Source organism: uncultured Sulfitobacter sp., assembly GCF_964021855.1.
Classification (GTDB): Bacteria; Pseudomonadota; Alphaproteobacteria; order Rhodobacterales; family Rhodobacteraceae; genus Sulfitobacter.
In genome coordinates this window covers 297647-313323 of sequence record NZ_CAXHZD010000001.1, presented here as the reverse complement: position 1 = coordinate 313323, position 15677 = coordinate 297647, and the positions used below count along the sequence as shown (strand labels likewise).

Sequence of the window (15677 nt, the reverse complement as noted above, 5' to 3'; positions counted from 1 at the left end):
GAAATGCTAGGTATCAACAAAAAAGGCCCGGACAGAAACCAATCTGCCCGGGCCTTTCTATCATCTTTGCCGATTAGCTTTTCAGACGTTTGTCACGGGCTGCCAACAGCTTCAGACGCAGGGCGTTCAGCTGGATAAAGCCGGCCGCGTCTTTTTGATCATAGGCACCAGCGTCGTCTTCGAAGGTCACGTGTGCTTCGGAATAGAGCGAATGATCAGACCAACGACCGACGGTACGCACGTGGCCTTTGTACAGTTTCAGGCGCACGGTGCCGGTCACGTGGGTTTGTGACGCGTCGATTGCGGCCTGCAACATGGTGCGTTCGGGGCTGAACCAGAAACCGTTATAGATCAGTTCGGCATAGCGCGGCATCAGTTCGTCTTTCAGGTGCATCGCGCCACGGTCGAGGGTGATCGATTCGATGCCACGGTGGGCTTCAAGCAGCAATGTACCGCCGGGGGTTTCGTAAATCCCGCGCGATTTCATCCCGACAAAGCGACCTTCGACCAGATCAAGACGGCCACAGCCGTGTTTGCCACCCAATTCGTTCAGCTTGGTCAGGATCGTGGCGGGTGACATTGCTTCGCCGTTGATGCTGACGGCATCGCCGGCTTCGAAACCGATCTCGACATATTCGGGCGTGTCTGGCGCATCTTCTGGGGCGACGGTGCGCTGATAGACATATTCGGGTGCGTCTACTGCGGGGTCTTCCAGCACTTTGCCTTCGGAGGACGTGTGCAGCAGGTTCGCATCCACGCTGAACGGTGCCTCGCCACGTTTGTCTTTGGCGACGGGAATTTGGTTTTTCTCAGCGAATTCAAGCAGTTTGGTTCGGCTGGTCAGATCCCATTCGCGCCAAGGTGCGATGACTTTGATGTCAGGGTTCAGCGCATAGGCGGCCAGCTCAAAGCGCACCTGATCGTTGCCTTTGCCGGTCGCGCCGTGGGCGACAGCGTCGGCACCGGTTTCAGCAGCAATCTCAACCAGACGCTTGGAAATAAGCGGCCGCGCGATGGATGTGCCCAGCAGGTACAGCCCTTCGTACAGGGCGTTGGCGCGGAACATCGGGAAAACGAAATCGCGTACGAATTCTTCGCGGACATCTTCGATATAAATCTCAGATGCACCCATCATTTCGGCTTTGGCGCGGGCGGGCTCCAGCTCTTCGCCTTGGCCAAGATCGGCGGTGAATGTCACCACCTCGCAACCGTATTCGGTTTGCAGCCATTTCAGGATGATCGACGTATCAAGCCCACCGGAATAGGCGAGCACAACTTTTTTGGGCGCGGACATGTTGTTTCCTTTGCGGTTTGCATCGCGAGGTATCGGGTTTTACAGGCGTGAGCAAGATTGAAGGCTGCGTTGACCGCCCGTGTTAGGGGCCGTATCGAAGGATAATCACCTTATGAGGCCATTGATGACCGATAAATTCCAGATCTTGGCGCAAAATGCGACCAAAGCGATGCGCGATGTGTTCCCTGCGACACCCCTGATGCGCAATGAACATCTGTCAGAAAAGTTTGACGCGGATATTTGGCTCAAGCGCGAGGATCTAAGCCCGGTTCGGTCGTACAAGCTGCGCGGTGCGTTCAATGCGATGCGCAAGGTGATCCCGGAACAATCGCTGTTTGTGTGCGCAAGCGCGGGCAATCATGCGCAGGGCGTTGCCTTTATGTGCAGCCATTTCGGGGTGAAAGGCGTGATTTTCATGCCGGTAACCACGCCGCAGCAGAAAATCCAGAAAACCAAGATGTTTGGCGGCGCGCAGATTGAGGTGCGGCTGGTTGGCGACTATTTCGATAAAACTCTATCAGCCGCGCAGGAATTTTGTGCCAGCGAAGGCGCGCATTTTTTGTCGCCCTTTGATGATGAGGATGTGATCGAGGGGCAGGCATCGGTCGCGGTCGAGATCGAGCAGCAGTTGGGCCGCATTCCGGATCGCGTTATCTTGCCCGTTGGCGGGGGTGGGCTGTCATCTGGGGTTTACAGTTATTTCGGGAATGCCTGCGATTATACCTTTGTCGAACCCAAAGGCGCGCCAAGCTTGGCAGGTGCCTTGGCCCATGGGGTGCCGGTGGATATTTCGCCGATCAACAGCTTTGTGGATGGTGCCGCGGTGGCCAAAATCGGTCAGCGGAATTTTGACCGCCTCAAGGGGGTTGATCCAATGAGCGTGATTAATCTGGCCGAAGACCGCATCTGCGTGACCATCATCGAAATGCTGAACGTTGAGGGGATCGTGCTGGAACCAGCCGGTGCCCTGTCGATCGAGGCGCTGGGCGATGTTGCGGAGCAGATTAAGGGCAAAACCGTCGTTTGTGTCGCGTCTGGCGGTAATTTTGATTTTGAACGCCTGCCCGAGGTTAAGGAGCGCGCCCAGCGGTACTCTGGCGTGAAGAAATATTTCATCCTGCGCATGCCGCAGCGCCCCGGCGCGCTAAAGGATTTTTTGGCTATGCTTGGCCCTGATGATGACATCTGCCGGTTTGAATACCTCAAGAAATCCGCCCGTAACTTTGGGTCGGTTCTGATCGGGATCGAAACCCGCAGCCCGGACAGTTTTGGCCCGTTCCTCTCTCAACTGAATGACGCCGGGTTTACCTATACCGACATTACGAATGACGAAACGCTGGCCCAGTTCGTGCTGTGATTTAGGCGGTCAGCGCCGTGGGCATTTCGGCAATGAATTTCGTTTTGGATGAATCATAAGCCGCAACAATCGCGGAAATATCAACCTGATCGGCGTGGCCAGCGGCTGAATTCGTTTCCCCCAGTTGGCATTGTTCCGAAAAGGCCAGAAACCCAAGGTTCAGCGCGCTGCCTTTAAGGAAATGCAAGTCGTCGCCAAGGGTGTTCAGGTCGGGCACGTTGCGCAGCTTTTCGATAACATTCTCAACCTCGGCGATAAAAATTTCGACAATTTCAGCAAAGTCTTCTTTTCCAACGTCATCACGCAGGGTGTTAACCTGTGCCCAGTCAATCATGGTGCAGCTTCCTTTCACCGGAAACGATAGAACAAGTTGATTAACGGCAGGTGGGTCACCCGCGATTGTTTGTTCAAGTTTTAGGTTTCATGGGCTGTTAAACAGCTGTGCGATAGAGCGGTGCTTTCACCTTTCTGAATGGTCTAGTTGATGCACCACAATCCGCAAATTTCAGAACAGCCGCGGCGCCATGGCGTTATGCAGCTTGCCATGGTTGTGGATGACAGCAAACTGCAGCGTCGCATTCTGGGTGCGTCGCTTAGGAAATGGGGGTTTTCCGTGGTCGAGGCTGCATCGGGCCCCGAGGCGATTGAAAAATGTAAGGCGCAATTGCCCGATTTGGTGCTAAGCGACTGGGTGATGCCGGGGATGTCTGGTCTGGAATTCTGCCGCGAATTCCGTGCGTTATCCGAAACGCAATACGGCTATTTTATCTTACTAACGTCAAAAAGCGAAAAGGCCGAGGTCGCCAAGGGCTTGGACAGTGGCGCTGATGATTTTCTAAGCAAGCCGGTTGATGTGCATGAATTGCGCGCCCGGATTGCGGCGGGCGAACGTATCTTGGAAATGCAGCGCCAGTTGATTGATAAAAACCTGATTATCACTCACACATTGGACGAATTGCAGCGTGTTTATGACTTGCTGGATAAGGATTTGATCGAGGCAAAGAAGCTCCAACAATCACTGGTCCGCGAACGTACCCGCGATTTTGAAGGGGGCAAGCTGTCGCTGTTGCTGCGATCCAGCGGTCATGTCGGCGGAGATCTGGTTGGGTTCTTTCCGGTGAACGACACGAAACTTGGGCTTTTCGGAATTGATGTTTCGGGTCACGGGATCAGCTCTGCCCTTATGACGGCGCGGTTGGCGGGCTATCTTTCGGCGGCCGTGCCGGATCAGAATATCGCCCTAACCCGCGATCACGATGGTGAATATAAGATGCGCCCGCCCGAGCAGGTCGTTTCCGAATTGAACGATCTGGTGCTAAGCGAGATGGAAACCGAACATTATTTTACCCTGCTTTTGGCAGAGGTTGATTTGAAATCGGGCCATGTGTCGATGTGTCAGGCAGGCCACCCCCATCCCGTGGTGCAGCGCCGCGATGGCAAAATTGAACAAAACGGCCCCGGCGGTTTCCCTGTCGGGCTGATGGCCAAGGTCGAATATGAAAAATTCGACGTAGATTTATCCCCCGGCGACCGGCTGTTGATCCTGTCGGACGGGGTGACGGAATGCCCCAATCCAGACGGGGCGATGATGGAGGAAGAGGGCCTCGCCAAGATGCTTTTCGCGCTGCGCGATGTGTCAGGCCCGCCGCTGCTTGAGGCGATCTTGTGGAAGCTGTCCGAGTTTTCCGGACACGCCGAGTTCCCCGATGATGTGTCAGGGATATTATTCGAGTTTACAGGCTGTTAGCGCAGTATTCCTGCAGGAATGACCGGTCACCATCATTGCCCAAAACGGCCAGGGATTCATCGGCAGACAGCACAATGGTTGTGTGATTCGGTTCGATAGGATCGGCGATTTGGCGGATTGGGTGCGCGACATAGACATGGCACAGTTTTTCCGCCCATAGATCATATTCGGGCATATAAACAAACCGCCGGAACGCGCCCAACCGCCGGGGGTATCCGATCTTCCAACCGATCTCCTCCATCACCTCGCGGTGCAGCGCTTGAAGGGGGGATTCGCCGGGATCAATACCGCCACCTGGCAATTGCACATCCACCTGGGGCGACATCTGCGCGGTCATTAAAAACCGGTTTTTCAGCGGCAAAATCGCATAGGCACCGGGCCGAATGGTATAGTTTTTTCCAGCCAATGGCGGCTCGCCAAATCTTCGCAGCATATAACACCCCTTTTCGTGTGGCTTGTTGCCCTTATATAGACGCGGTATGCCAACTGCCCGCCTGTAAGGAAAGTCTGATGAACCAAGGAAATAAAATCGCGTGGGACGACACCGTTCTGCCCTTTCAACTGGATGCGTCCGACATTCGCGGCCGCGTCGCCCGTTTGGATGGCGTTCTCGAGGGGATTCTACGTCAGCACGACTATCCTGAAAAGGTCGAAGCATTGGTCGCCGAGATGGCGTTGCTGGCCGCGTTGATCGGCCAAACGATCAAGCTGCGTTGGAAATTGCAGTTGCAGGTTCAGTCGGATGGCCCCGTGCGCATGATTGCCGTCGATTATTATGGCCCGACTGACGAAGGTGCCCCGGCCCGCATTCGCGCCTATGCCAGCTTTGACGCGGATCGGATTACCGATGCGCCTGCGTTTGATCAGGTCGGCAAAGGATATTTTGCCGTCATGATCGACCAAGGCGAGGGCATGACACCCTACCAAGGGATCACCCCGCTTGCCGGTGGGTCGCTGTCTGCCTGTGCGGAATCCTATTTTGCGCAATCCGAACAGCTGCCAACGCGGTTTCAGCTCAGCTTTGGCAAATCGTCCATGCCGGGCGAGGCCGAACATTGGCGCGCTGGCGGCGTGATGTTGCAGCACATGCCCAAAGCGTCGCCATTTGCCGCTAAATCTGAAGGTACAGGTGAAATCTTGACCCCTGATGATCTGGTTGATGGCGAAGAGGGCGAAAACTGGCGTCGCGCCAACGTGCTGCTGGATACGGTGGACGAGCTGGAGCTGATCGGCCCCAGCTTGCCGCCCACGGATCTGTTGTTGCGCCTGTTTCACGAGGAATCGCCACGTGTTTACGACGCGCAGGCGGTACGTTTCGGGTGTTCCTGTTCAGAAGAACGCGTGCGCCAAAGCCTGTCGATCTATTCGGCCAAAGACATCGAGAAGATGACAACGGAAGACGGCCGTGTGACCGCAGATTGCCAGTTCTGTAGCGCGCATTACGATCTGGATCCGAAAACAGTCGGGTTTGACGCCGAATCCGCCCGTGCTGATTGATCAGATAAACAGTTTTCGGACGGCGTTGGCGCAAACTGGCGTCATGTCGTCCGATTTTGATCTGAACAAGGATGTGTTGCTGCCCGCAGATCGCATATTGCGACCTGCAGGTGTGCTGGCCCCTATTGTTGAGAAAAACGGCCAGTTCGAGCTTATCCTGACCAAACGGTCCTCCGCGCTGAAGCATCATCCGGGGCAAATTGCGTTTCCGGGCGGCAAGCAGGACGATGGCGATGTTGATGTGATCGCGGCCGCCCTGCGCGAGGCGCGTGAAGAGATTGGCCTGCCTACCGAGCTGGTCGATGTGTTGGGCACGCTACCAGCCCATGAAACGGTGACCAATTTTCATGTGACCCCGGTTGTTGGCCTTGTTAGAGACGTTTTTGACATTATTCCCGAGCCCGGCGAGGTCGAGGAAGTGTTCACCGTTCCGCTAAGCCATGTGTTGAACGCCGATAATTATCTGGTGCAATCGCGTCGCTGGCGCGGAAAACAACGGCATTATTACGTTGTTCCCTACGGCCCCTATTACATTTGGGGTGCAACCGCGCGTATGCTGCGGGCATGGTGCGAACGTATGACATAACCCTTCCTGCCGATACCAGCTGGCTTGCCGATGCGGATGCGCAGGCGGTTGCCCACGCGATCGAGGCGGGCGGCCACCGTATCTACTTTGTCGGCGGATGCGTGCGCAACGCGCTGTTGGGTCTGCCGGATAGTGACGTGGACATGTCGACGGATGCCTTGCCTGAACGGGTAATTGCATTGGCGCGTCGGGCCGGGCTAAAGGCCGTTCCAACAGGCGTTGAACACGGAACGGTGACGGTCGTCAGTGGCGGCAAAGGGTTCGAGGTAACGACCTTTCGCCGGGATGTCGAAACCGATGGTCGCCGTGCGGTCGTCGCCTTTTCCGACAATATTGATGATGACGCGCGCCGCCGTGATTTCACGATGAACGCGCTTTATGCCGATGCCGAAGGGCGCGTTATCGATCCGCTTGAGGGGATGGCCGATCTGCGTGCCCGACGCGTGCGGTTTATCGAAGATGCCAATGCCCGCATTCGCGAGGATTACCTGCGGACGTTGCGGTTTTTCAGGTTTTGCGCGTGGTATTCGAACCCGGCAGAAGGGTTTGACGCCGATGCGTTATCCGCGATTGCATCAAATACCGACGGGTTAGGGACACTTTCGGCGGAGCGTGTCGGCACCGAGATGCAAAAGATGTTGCGCGCCCCCGATCCCGCCCCCGCATTGGCCGCGATGCGCCAGACAGGGGTTTTGGGCGCTATATTGCCCGGATCAGATGATCGCTGGATCGCGATGTTGGTGCATTTTGAACAGCTCGCCGGTTTGCCGGTCACGTGGTTGTGGCGGCTGGCGGCATTGGGGGGCGACGATGTTGCGGATCGTCTGAGGCTTAGCAAATCTGATACGCGTGAACTGGATCGTTTAAAGGACGCCGCGTTTGGGGGAGCGCCGATTGCCGAGCTGGCCTATCGTCATGGCGTGAAAATCGCGCAAGGCGCTTGGTTGCTGCGCGCTTGTATCGCCGAAACACCACCGGATTTGTCTGTGTTAGAGACGATTCAGCAGGCGAGCCAAGCGGTTTTCCCGATCAAGTCGGCGGACCTGATGCCGGAATATTCAGGCCCTGATCTGGGCAAACGGCTCAAGCAGCTAGAGGCGGTTTGGATCGCGTCGGGATTTACTGCCGATCGCGCCACTTTGTTGGATACGCCAAATACCTGACCGCAAAAGGTGGACTTGTGCCGCGCGGTCTGAATATCTCGACCCATATATTTGGAAGTCTTGTTATGTTTCGTTTCTTTGAAAACCTTGTCGACCCTTATGTCGAGTATCCCGAACAGGACACGCCCCCAACCGGGCTGTGGGCATTCTTTCTTGATTATAGCAAACCGTTCAAAAAGCTGTTTTGGCTGACAGGTTTCATGTCGATAATCGTCGCCGGGATCGAGATCGGGCTGATCTATTATATGGGTCGTCTGGTGGATCTGCTGGACGGATCGCCTGCCGAGGTTTGGCAAACCTATAAGACCGAATTCATTCTGGTCGCGCTTTTCATTCTGCTTTTGCGGCCCCTGATGCAGGGCTTAGACGTGTTGTTGCTGAACAATGCGATTTTGCCGAATTACGGGGCGCTGTTCCGCTGGCGGTCGCATCGGCAGGTGTTGCGGCAATCCGTCGGCTGGTTCGAGGATGACTTTGCCGGGCGTATTGCCAACCGAATCATGCAAACGCCCCCCGCCGCAGGCGAGGTGATATTCCACGTTTTCGATGCGATTTCGTATTCGCTGGCCTATTTGATCGGTGCCGCGATTTTGCTGACCACGTCGGATTGGCAACTGCTTATCCCGCTGGTGATCTGGTTCTCGCTTTATATGTTGCTGACCCGTTGGACGGTAACCCGTGTCAGCGTCGCGTCCAAAGCGGCATCCGATGCCCGGTCCGAGGTCACAGGCCGTGTCGTTGACAGTTATACCAATATTCATTCGGTCAAGATGTTTGCCCATCATGACCGCGAGGTGAATTATGCCAAATCCGCCATCGAAAACGCGCGCAAAACCTTTCAGAAAGAGATGCGCATTTTCACAGTGATGGATGTGTGTCTGGTCATGTTGAACGGTCTTTTGATCGTTGGCGTTGTGGGGTGGGCATTCTATTTGTGGTCTGCGGGTCATGCCACCGTCGGGGCTGTGACTGCCGCCGCTGCGCTGACCTTGCGGCTGAATTCCATGACGGCCTGGATCATGTGGGCGCTTTCCACGTTCTTTCAGCAGCTTGGTGTCGTGGCCGAAGGGTTGGAGACGATCGCACAACCCATTACGCTGGTGGATGACGCTGATGCGCAGCCGCTTGATCTGACCGACGGGCGGGTCGAAATGATCGGATTGTCGCATCACTATGGTCGCGGGTCTGGTGGTTTGGACAACGTTAATCTGGTCGTCAAACCGGGCGAAAAGATCGGGTTGATCGGGCGGTCTGGCGCGGGAAAGTCGACCTTGGTTAAGCTGCTTTTGCGGTTCTATGATCCTGAAACCGGCCAGATTTTGATCGACGGTCAGGACATCACCAAGGTGGGGCAAGACAGCCTGCGGCAAAACATCGGGATGGTGCAACAAGACAGCGCATTGCTGCACCGCACCATTCGCGAAAACATCCTGTATGGCCGACCAAGCGCAACGAACGCCGAGGTGATCGCGGCAGCCAAGCAAGCGCAAGCGCATGATTTTATTCATGATCTGGCGGATGCTGACGGGCGGTCGGGCTATGATGCGCAGGTCGGTGAACGGGGTGTGAAACTGTCAGGCGGGCAACGCCAACGGATTGCACTTGCTCGGGTAATCCTCAAAAACGCTCCGATCCTGCTGCTGGACGAGGCGACAAGTGCGCTGGATAGTGAGGTCGAGGCCGCCATTCAGGAAACGCTGTATGGCATGATGGAGGGGAAAACCGTTATCGCCATCGCGCACCGCCTGTCCACCATTGCCGAAATGGACCGGATTTTGGTGATGGATGACGGACGCATCGTAGAAGAAGGCACGCATGACATGCTTTTGGCGAATGGCGGGCTATATGCTGATTTCTGGGGCCGGCAATCCGGCGGGTTCCTCAAGACGGAAGACGAATGAAGATGAATATTACCAATCTGATTGACCCGTTTGCGCCCGCCGATGGTGACCCGCCGCAACGTTTGCTGCCGTTTTTTGGCTGGGCGCTAAAGGGGTGCTGGATCGCACTCGCTTTGGCCGCTTTCCTATCCATGATCGCCGGTGTGGTCGAGGTGTTGGCCGCCCTTGTGCTGGGGTGGGTCGTTGACGCGGCGCTGTCATCGACGCCAAGCGCGGTTTTCAGCGACCAGATCGGCTTGATGATTGGCTGTTTGGTGTTCTTCCTGATCCTGCGGCCTGCGCTTTTTGGGATGGCATCCTATATGCAGTCGATTGTTATCGGGCCGAATATACTCAACATCTCGCTGTCGCGGTTGCACCGGTACACCTTGGGTCAGGCGGTCACGTTTTTTGACAATGATTTCGCGGGCCGGATCTCCCAAAAGGAAATGCAGACCAGCCGCGCCCTGACCGATGTTGTGGTCGAGATGATCCACACCATCATTTTCGCAGCGGCGTCCTTTGTTGGCGCTGTGATGCTGCTGGGCACGGTGGATTGGCGGATCGCCGCAGGGTTGGTCCTGTGGATGGTCGGCTATGTCTTTTTGATTCGTCATTTCATGCCACGCATTCGCAAGTTTTCGCAGGCGCGTGCCGGTGCGCGGGCGATGGTGACGGGGCAGGTGGTTGATACGATCACCAACATCAAGACGGTGAAATTGTTCGCTCATGCCGATTTTGAGGACCGCGCCGCGCTGGGCGCGATGAACAAATTTCTGGGTACAAGCCTTGATTTTGGCCGGGTTAGTGTCGCTTTCAGGTTCTGGCTGATGACGATTGCGGGGCTTTTGCCGGTGCTGCTGGTCGGTGGCGCGCTTTGGTATTGGTCGCTGGGGCTGGTGACGGCGGGCGATATTGCGGCGACGGGCGCTGTGTCTTTGCGGTTGGCGCAGATGACCGGTTGGGTCAGTTTCACGTTGATGGCGCTTTACGCGAATATGGGTGAGGTCGAGGACGGCATGCGCACGCTAACCCCGCGCCAGCAGTTGCGTGATATAGACGGCGCGCAGGATCTGGTGGTGAGCAACGGAGCGATCAATTTTGACGATATCCGCTTCACCTATGGGCGCGAAACCGGCGGCGTTGAACAGCTGACGCTTGATATCAAGCCGGGCGAGAAGCTGGGCATTGTTGGCGCGTCTGGTGCCGGTAAATCCAGCCTCGTTTCGCTGTTGCTGCATCTTTATAACCTCGAGGAAGGGCGCATTCTGATCGACGGTCAGAATATTGCAAACGTTACGCAGGAAAGCCTGCGGCGTCAGATCGGGATGGTCACGCAGGAAACGGCCATGTTCAACCGGTCGGCTTTTGATAACATCCGGTATGGTAAACCCGACGCGACCGAGGACGAGGTGATCGCCGCCGCGACCAAGGCCGAGGCGCATGAGTTTATCAAAGACATGCAAGACCACACCGGGCGCAAAGGCTATGCCGCGCATCTGGGTGAACGGGGCGTTAAGCTGTCTGGCGGGCAACGCCAGCGCATCGCCTTGGCCCGTGCGATTTTGAAAGACGCGCCAATCTTGATCCTGGACGAGGCGACAAGCGCGCTGGACAGCGAGGTGGAAGCGGCCATTCAATCCGCCCTGAGCCGCGTGATGGAGGGAAAGACAGTTCTGGCCATTGCGCACCGTCTGTCGACCCTGACCGAGATGGACAGGATCGCCGTTATGGACGCTGGCAGGATTGTCGAAATGGGCACACATGACGCGCTGTTGGCGCAAGACGGGCTTTATGCGCGGTACTGGCAGCGGCAGTCGGGCGGGTTTCTGGATGTGAAGGCCGCTGAATAGGGGCTTTTGCTGGCGCGTCCTTCGCGCTATGCGCGGTGCATGACAGAATATGTAATTCAGCGACTTGGTCACCTGGGCGACGGCATTGCCGCTGGCCCGCTCTTTGCCCCCATGACTTTGCCGGGGGAGGTCGTGACAGGCGTGCCTGTTGGGCAAACCCTGACGGACATCCGCATCGTCAAGCCTTCGGAAAACCGTGTTGCGGCCCCGTGCCGCCATTTCAAAGCCTGCGGTGGCTGCCAATTGCAGCACGCGTCGGATGACTATGTCGCGGATTTCAAGATGGGTGTGGTTAAGGCATCGCTGGATGCCCACGGGATAGAGACTGTTTTCAAGCCGATCCAAACCTCGCCCGCGCAATCGCGTCGCCGGGCGACCTTTGCCGCCAAGCGCACGAAAAAGGGCGCGATGGCGGGGTTCCATGGCCGCGGGTCGGATGTGGTGATCGAAATACCTGACTGCAAATTGCTGGATCCGGCGGTTATGGCAGCGATACCGATTGCTGAACAATTGGCCGTTGTGGGCACCAGTCGCAAGGCACCGTTGGCGGTGACCGTGACAACATCGCGCGCTGGTCTGGATATTTCGGCGCAAAATGGCAAAGAGCTGGATGGCCCGTTGCGCCAAGAACTTGCGCATCTGTGCGACAGTCTGGGCCTTGCCCGTCTGACGTGGGATGGCGACGTGATTGCCATGCGCACGCCGCCGGTCCAACGTTTTGGTGTCGCCAAGGTAACGCCGCCCCCCGGTGCGTTTTTGCAGGCCACCCCGCAAGGCGAGGCCGCATTGGTAACCGCTGTGCGTGAGGCGGTTGGGCCTGCGCGTCACGTTATCGATCTGTTCGCTGGTTGCGGCACGTTCAGCCTGCCCTTGGCCGAAAATGCCGAAGTGCATGCCGTTGAGGGCGATGCGCTGATGACGGCGGCGCTGGATCACGGCTGGCGGATGGCGCAGGGGTTAAAACCCGTGACGTTTGAGGCACGCGATCTGTTCCGTCGTCCATTGCTGCCCGATGAGCTGGCCAAAACCGATGCGGTTGTGCTGGACCCGCCCCGCGCGGGAGCCGAGGCGCAGGTGGCCGAGATCGCCAAAGCGATGCCGCCTGTCGTTGCCTATGTGTCATGTAATCCCGTGACCTTTGCGCGGGATGCCGCCGTTTTGATTGCTGCGGGATATGCATTGAATTGGGTGCAGGTTGTTGACCAATTCCGCTGGTCTTCCCATGTGGAGCTTGCGGCGCAGTTCACTGCCCCCGAGGTTAAACGCAAACGTAATTAGGGCAGTATCTTCATGCGCGAACGTCTAGGTAATTGGGTCGAGAGCCCAATGGTTAGCAATTTCATTATTGGTGTGATCATTTTTAATGCCGCGCTGCTGGGCATGGAAACCGCGCCCGCGTTGATGGATGCGTTTGGCCCGGCGATTATGTTCCTCGATTCCGTCTGCCTTGCGATTTTTATCGTCGAAATCGCGATCAAGATTTTTGCGCGCGGCACGGGGTTTTTCAGAAACGGCTGGAATTTGTTCGACTTTGCGGTCGTGGGGATTGCGCTTGTTCCGGCTGTGCAGGGGCTGTCGGTGCTGCGGGCGCTGCGCATTTTGCGTATCTTGCGGGTGATCTCGGTCGCACCGCGTTTGCGCCGCGTTGTCGAAGGGTTCATCACCGCCCTGCCGGGTATGGGGTCGGTGTTTTTGCTGATGACGATCATCTTTTACATCGGGTCTGTGATCGCGACCAAACTGTTTGCTGACGCGTTCCCTGAATGGTTCGGATCGCTGCCGGCCAGCGCGTATTCCTTGTTTCAGATCATGACGTTGGAAAGCTGGTCCATGGGGATCGTGCGCCCCGTGATGGAGGTTTACCCCTATGCGTGGGCGTTTTTCGTGCCGTTCATTCTGGTGACGACTTTCGCCGTTGTGAACCTTTTGGTGGGTTTGATCGTCAACTCGATGCAAGACGCCCATCAGGCCGACGAGGTAGAGCGCACAGACGTCTACCGCGAGGAAGTCATGCGCAAGCTGGTGGCGATTGAGAAGCAGTTGGCAGAAAAGCAGCACCAGTAACGGCTTTTTGAGGTTCAAAATTTTTGCTACATGCTAGGCGAAGCTGATAAAGGTCGAAAAGGCCATGGCGAAACGAGGCATGAGAATGAAACGCAGAAATCTAATTCTGGGCGGCACCGCGTTGGTGGCCCTTGGTGCGTGTGGCGGTGAGAGCAAGTTCAAACGGTATAACGGCCCGCAGGTTACCTATGTGATCGCCAACAAGGGCGACCGCCGTATGTTCCTGATGCACAAAGACAAAGTGCTGAAAACCTATGACTTTAAGCTGGGGTTCGCGCCTGTTGGTCATAAACGGTTCGAAGGCGACGGAAAAACACCCGAAGGTTTGTACCTGATTGACCGGCGCAATCCGAACAGCAAATTCCATCTGTCTTTGGGTATTTCATACCCAAATCAAACTGACCGCGCGATGGCCGCGGCGATAAACAAAAAGCCGGGCGGAGATATCTTTATCCACGGGCAGAAACGTCCAGGTGAAAAGAACCGCCACGATTGGACATGGGGCTGTCTTTCGGTCTCTAACAAAGACATTGAAGAGATTTACGCGATGGTGGGCGATGGCACACCAATCGCGTTATATCCCTGAATTAGAACGGATAATGTAGCGGCAAGTAACCTTTGACGGTTATTTGCCCAAGACCATTGTCCACCAGATTTTGCCGTTGCTTTCCTGATACCAGGAAAAGCCCAAGTTCCGCGCGTCGGCTTCCATAATGATCCGGCGGGTGTCTGGCTGTTCCATCCACGCGGCAAGGGTCTCAAGCTCGGTCTCATAGGTTTCCGAGATCACCTCGCCCACCAACTCGCCGGTGTATCCAACGCGTTGGATGCGATCGACAGGGGATGACCCGTCAGAGCCAAAATGCCACGGGCGGTTTTGGTTGGCCATATCGCGGGAATGGGTCGCGGCAGCGGCGTTTAGGGCCGCATCCAATTGCACTTCGGCCAGACCGGACGCGCCGCGCAATGCGTTGACGGAATCAAGCATGCGGAATTGCAGTTTTCCTGAATCGCTCCGGCTGATGCGGTAAAGCTTTGGCAAGGGTTTGCCATCCGAACCTATCGTTGTTGTCGGGGCGGGCGCACAGGCCGCAAGGGCCACGGAAAGGGCAATCAGGACGGAAAATAAACGGATCATGGCGCAGCTCCACGCATTTGAGGTTTCCGATGCCTTACCCTGACCTGCGTTGCAGATCAAACGCACATCGGCGTGAGTGCGCCAGTTGACGTTGGTTTGATTTGATACTGCGGCTTTCGGGTCATATATGTGTAAAAATAAATGGCTTTTACCAATCCCAGGAGACATTGAATGTCTGACCAAAAGTTTAATCTCTCGTCGCGGCGTGCATTTTTGGCAGGCAGTGCCGCAATGCTGGCCAGCCCTGCGCTTGCCCAAAGCACTGTAAACAGTGCCGAAACCACAGAAACCGAGCGGGACATCAACGAGACCGTCCGCCGGAATATTTCAAGCTTTCGCACGTTGGATTGGCGCCCCTATTTCAACGACACCAAAAAGGGTGCCGTTCTGGTTGATATCGACAGCCGCGCTGTGCATTTCTGGTCTGAGGATCAGTCGGTTTACAAGCTATACCCGTCCAGTGTGCCGCTGACCGCCGAGCTGACGCGCCGTGGCCGGACAAGCGTCATTCAAAAGGTGACAGGCCCGACATGGCGGCCGACGCCTTCGATGCTCGAGCGCAACCCAGAGTGGCCAGCCGTTATTGGACCGGGCCCGGACAACCCCTTGGGCACCCATGCGCTGTATCTAAGCTGGACGTATTATCGCATCCACGGCACCCATGACACGCGCAAGATCGGCCGCCGTTCGTCGAACGGATGCATCGGCTTGTACAACGAACATATCGCCGAGCTTTTCGAGCTGACTAATGTAGGCACACAAGTGTTGCTAATTTGACGATATTTGCGTGTTTGTGGGGATAAAACTCTGAATCCGGGTTTGCAATCGCGCGCAGATGCTGTTTAGAAAGTTTTACGAGGTAAGTCTTGGGCGCGTGCTATCACACTGTGAGGTACGCCTTTTCTGGAGGTTATGATATGAAGAAACTCGTTCTCGCCGCTGCGTTGACAGCTGCTGCATCGACTGCATTTGCTGGCTCGCTGGCAGATCCCGTCATCGAAGCACCCGTAATCGTTGAAGAGTCCACCTCTTCTTCTTCCGGTGTTTTGATTCCTTTGATGCTGCTGGTTCTCGTAGCCGCTGCTGTTGCTGACTAAT

Annotated in this window: 16 protein-coding genes; 12 read left to right on the top strand and 4 right to left on the bottom strand. The window is 56.3% G+C overall.

The features are described from left to right. Positions 1-73: 73 nt before the first annotated feature. A complete protein-coding gene (locus AADJ11_RS01480) occupies positions 74-1294 on the bottom strand; it encodes an argininosuccinate synthase (protein WP_341232788.1) in 1221 nt (406 codons plus the stop codon). Positions 1295-1418: 124 nt separating this feature from the next. On the opposite strand from AADJ11_RS01480, the gene ilvA reads away from it, so the two are divergent. Continuing rightward, the gene (gene ilvA / locus AADJ11_RS01475; protein WP_341232787.1) at positions 1419-2651 is read left to right on the top strand and encodes a threonine ammonia-lyase IlvA; all 1233 of its coding nucleotides are present in this window, start codon (positions 1419-1421) and stop codon (positions 2649-2651) included. Position 2652: 1 nt separating this feature from the next. On the opposite strand, the gene AADJ11_RS01470 is transcribed toward ilvA, so the two are convergent. Next, positions 2653-2985, bottom strand: coding sequence for an Hpt domain-containing protein (locus AADJ11_RS01470; protein ID WP_341232786.1), 333 nt, complete (start codon positions 2983-2985; stop codon positions 2653-2655). 198 nt (positions 2986-3183) lie between these two features. On the opposite strand from AADJ11_RS01470, the gene AADJ11_RS01465 reads away from it, so the two are divergent. Further along, entirely contained in the window at positions 3184-4398 is a 1215-nt protein-coding gene (locus AADJ11_RS01465) for a fused response regulator/phosphatase (RefSeq protein WP_341232785.1), read from the top strand. Here the strand turns inward: AADJ11_RS01465 and AADJ11_RS01460 are convergent. Further along, positions 4385-4831, bottom strand: a complete 447-nt coding sequence (locus AADJ11_RS01460; protein ID WP_341232784.1) for an NUDIX hydrolase — start codon at positions 4829-4831, stop codon at positions 4385-4387. The genes AADJ11_RS01465 and AADJ11_RS01460 overlap by 14 nt on opposite strands. Before the next feature lie 77 nt (positions 4832-4908). Between AADJ11_RS01460 and AADJ11_RS01455 the strand changes: the two genes are divergently transcribed. The 8 genes from AADJ11_RS01455 (at position 4909) to AADJ11_RS01420 (ending at position 14027) form a co-directional block, all read left to right on the top strand. Continuing rightward, complete coding sequence (locus AADJ11_RS01455; protein ID WP_341232783.1) at positions 4909-5895, top strand: Hsp33 family molecular chaperone HslO; 987 nt, start codon at positions 4909-4911, stop codon at positions 5893-5895. A 43-nt stretch (positions 5896-5938) separates the two neighbouring features. Then, a complete protein-coding gene (locus AADJ11_RS01450) occupies positions 5939-6481 on the top strand; it encodes a CoA pyrophosphatase (protein WP_341233640.1) in 543 nt (180 codons plus the stop codon). Continuing rightward, complete coding sequence (locus AADJ11_RS01445) at positions 6460-7644, top strand: CCA tRNA nucleotidyltransferase (protein ID WP_341232782.1); 1185 nt, start codon at positions 6460-6462, stop codon at positions 7642-7644. Before AADJ11_RS01450 ends, AADJ11_RS01445 begins: the two co-directional genes overlap by 22 nt. A 65-nt stretch (positions 7645-7709) precedes the next feature. Beyond that, positions 7710-9545, top strand: coding sequence for an ABC transporter ATP-binding protein (locus AADJ11_RS01440; RefSeq protein WP_341232781.1), 1836 nt, complete (start codon positions 7710-7712; stop codon positions 9543-9545). 2 nt (positions 9546-9547) lie between these two features. Next, positions 9548-11377, top strand: coding sequence for an ABC transporter ATP-binding protein (locus tag AADJ11_RS01435; RefSeq protein WP_341233639.1), 1830 nt, complete (start codon positions 9548-9550; stop codon positions 11375-11377). A 39-nt stretch (positions 11378-11416) separates the two neighbouring features. After that, positions 11417-12655, top strand: coding sequence for a class I SAM-dependent RNA methyltransferase (locus AADJ11_RS01430; protein WP_341232780.1), 1239 nt, complete (start codon positions 11417-11419; stop codon positions 12653-12655). A 12-nt stretch (positions 12656-12667) separates the two neighbouring features. Further along, positions 12668-13441, top strand: a complete 774-nt coding sequence (locus tag AADJ11_RS01425; RefSeq protein WP_341232779.1) for an ion transporter — start codon at positions 12668-12670, stop codon at positions 13439-13441. An 85-nt stretch (positions 13442-13526) separates the two neighbouring features. Continuing rightward, the gene (locus AADJ11_RS01420) at positions 13527-14027 is read left to right on the top strand and encodes a L,D-transpeptidase family protein (protein ID WP_341232778.1); all 501 of its coding nucleotides are present in this window, start codon (positions 13527-13529) and stop codon (positions 14025-14027) included. Between the two features lie 39 nt (positions 14028-14066). On the opposite strand, the gene AADJ11_RS01415 is transcribed toward AADJ11_RS01420, so the two are convergent. Continuing rightward, entirely contained in the window at positions 14067-14579 is a 513-nt protein-coding gene (locus AADJ11_RS01415; protein ID WP_341232777.1) for a CAP domain-containing protein, read from the bottom strand. Between the two features lie 171 nt (positions 14580-14750). Here AADJ11_RS01415 and AADJ11_RS01410 point away from each other — a divergent pair, with 171 nt between their 5' ends. Together AADJ11_RS01410 and AADJ11_RS01405 are read left to right on the top strand one after the other, a co-directional pair. Beyond that, a complete protein-coding gene (locus AADJ11_RS01410; protein ID WP_341232776.1) occupies positions 14751-15356 on the top strand; it encodes a L,D-transpeptidase in 606 nt (201 codons plus the stop codon). A gap of 140 nt (positions 15357-15496) precedes the next feature. After that, positions 15497-15676 carry a hypothetical protein gene (locus tag AADJ11_RS01405; RefSeq protein WP_341232775.1) on the top strand — a complete coding sequence of 60 codons (180 nt, stop codon included), beginning with the start codon at positions 15497-15499 and terminating at the stop codon, positions 15674-15676. The last annotated feature ends 1 nt before the right edge of the window (position 15677 follow it).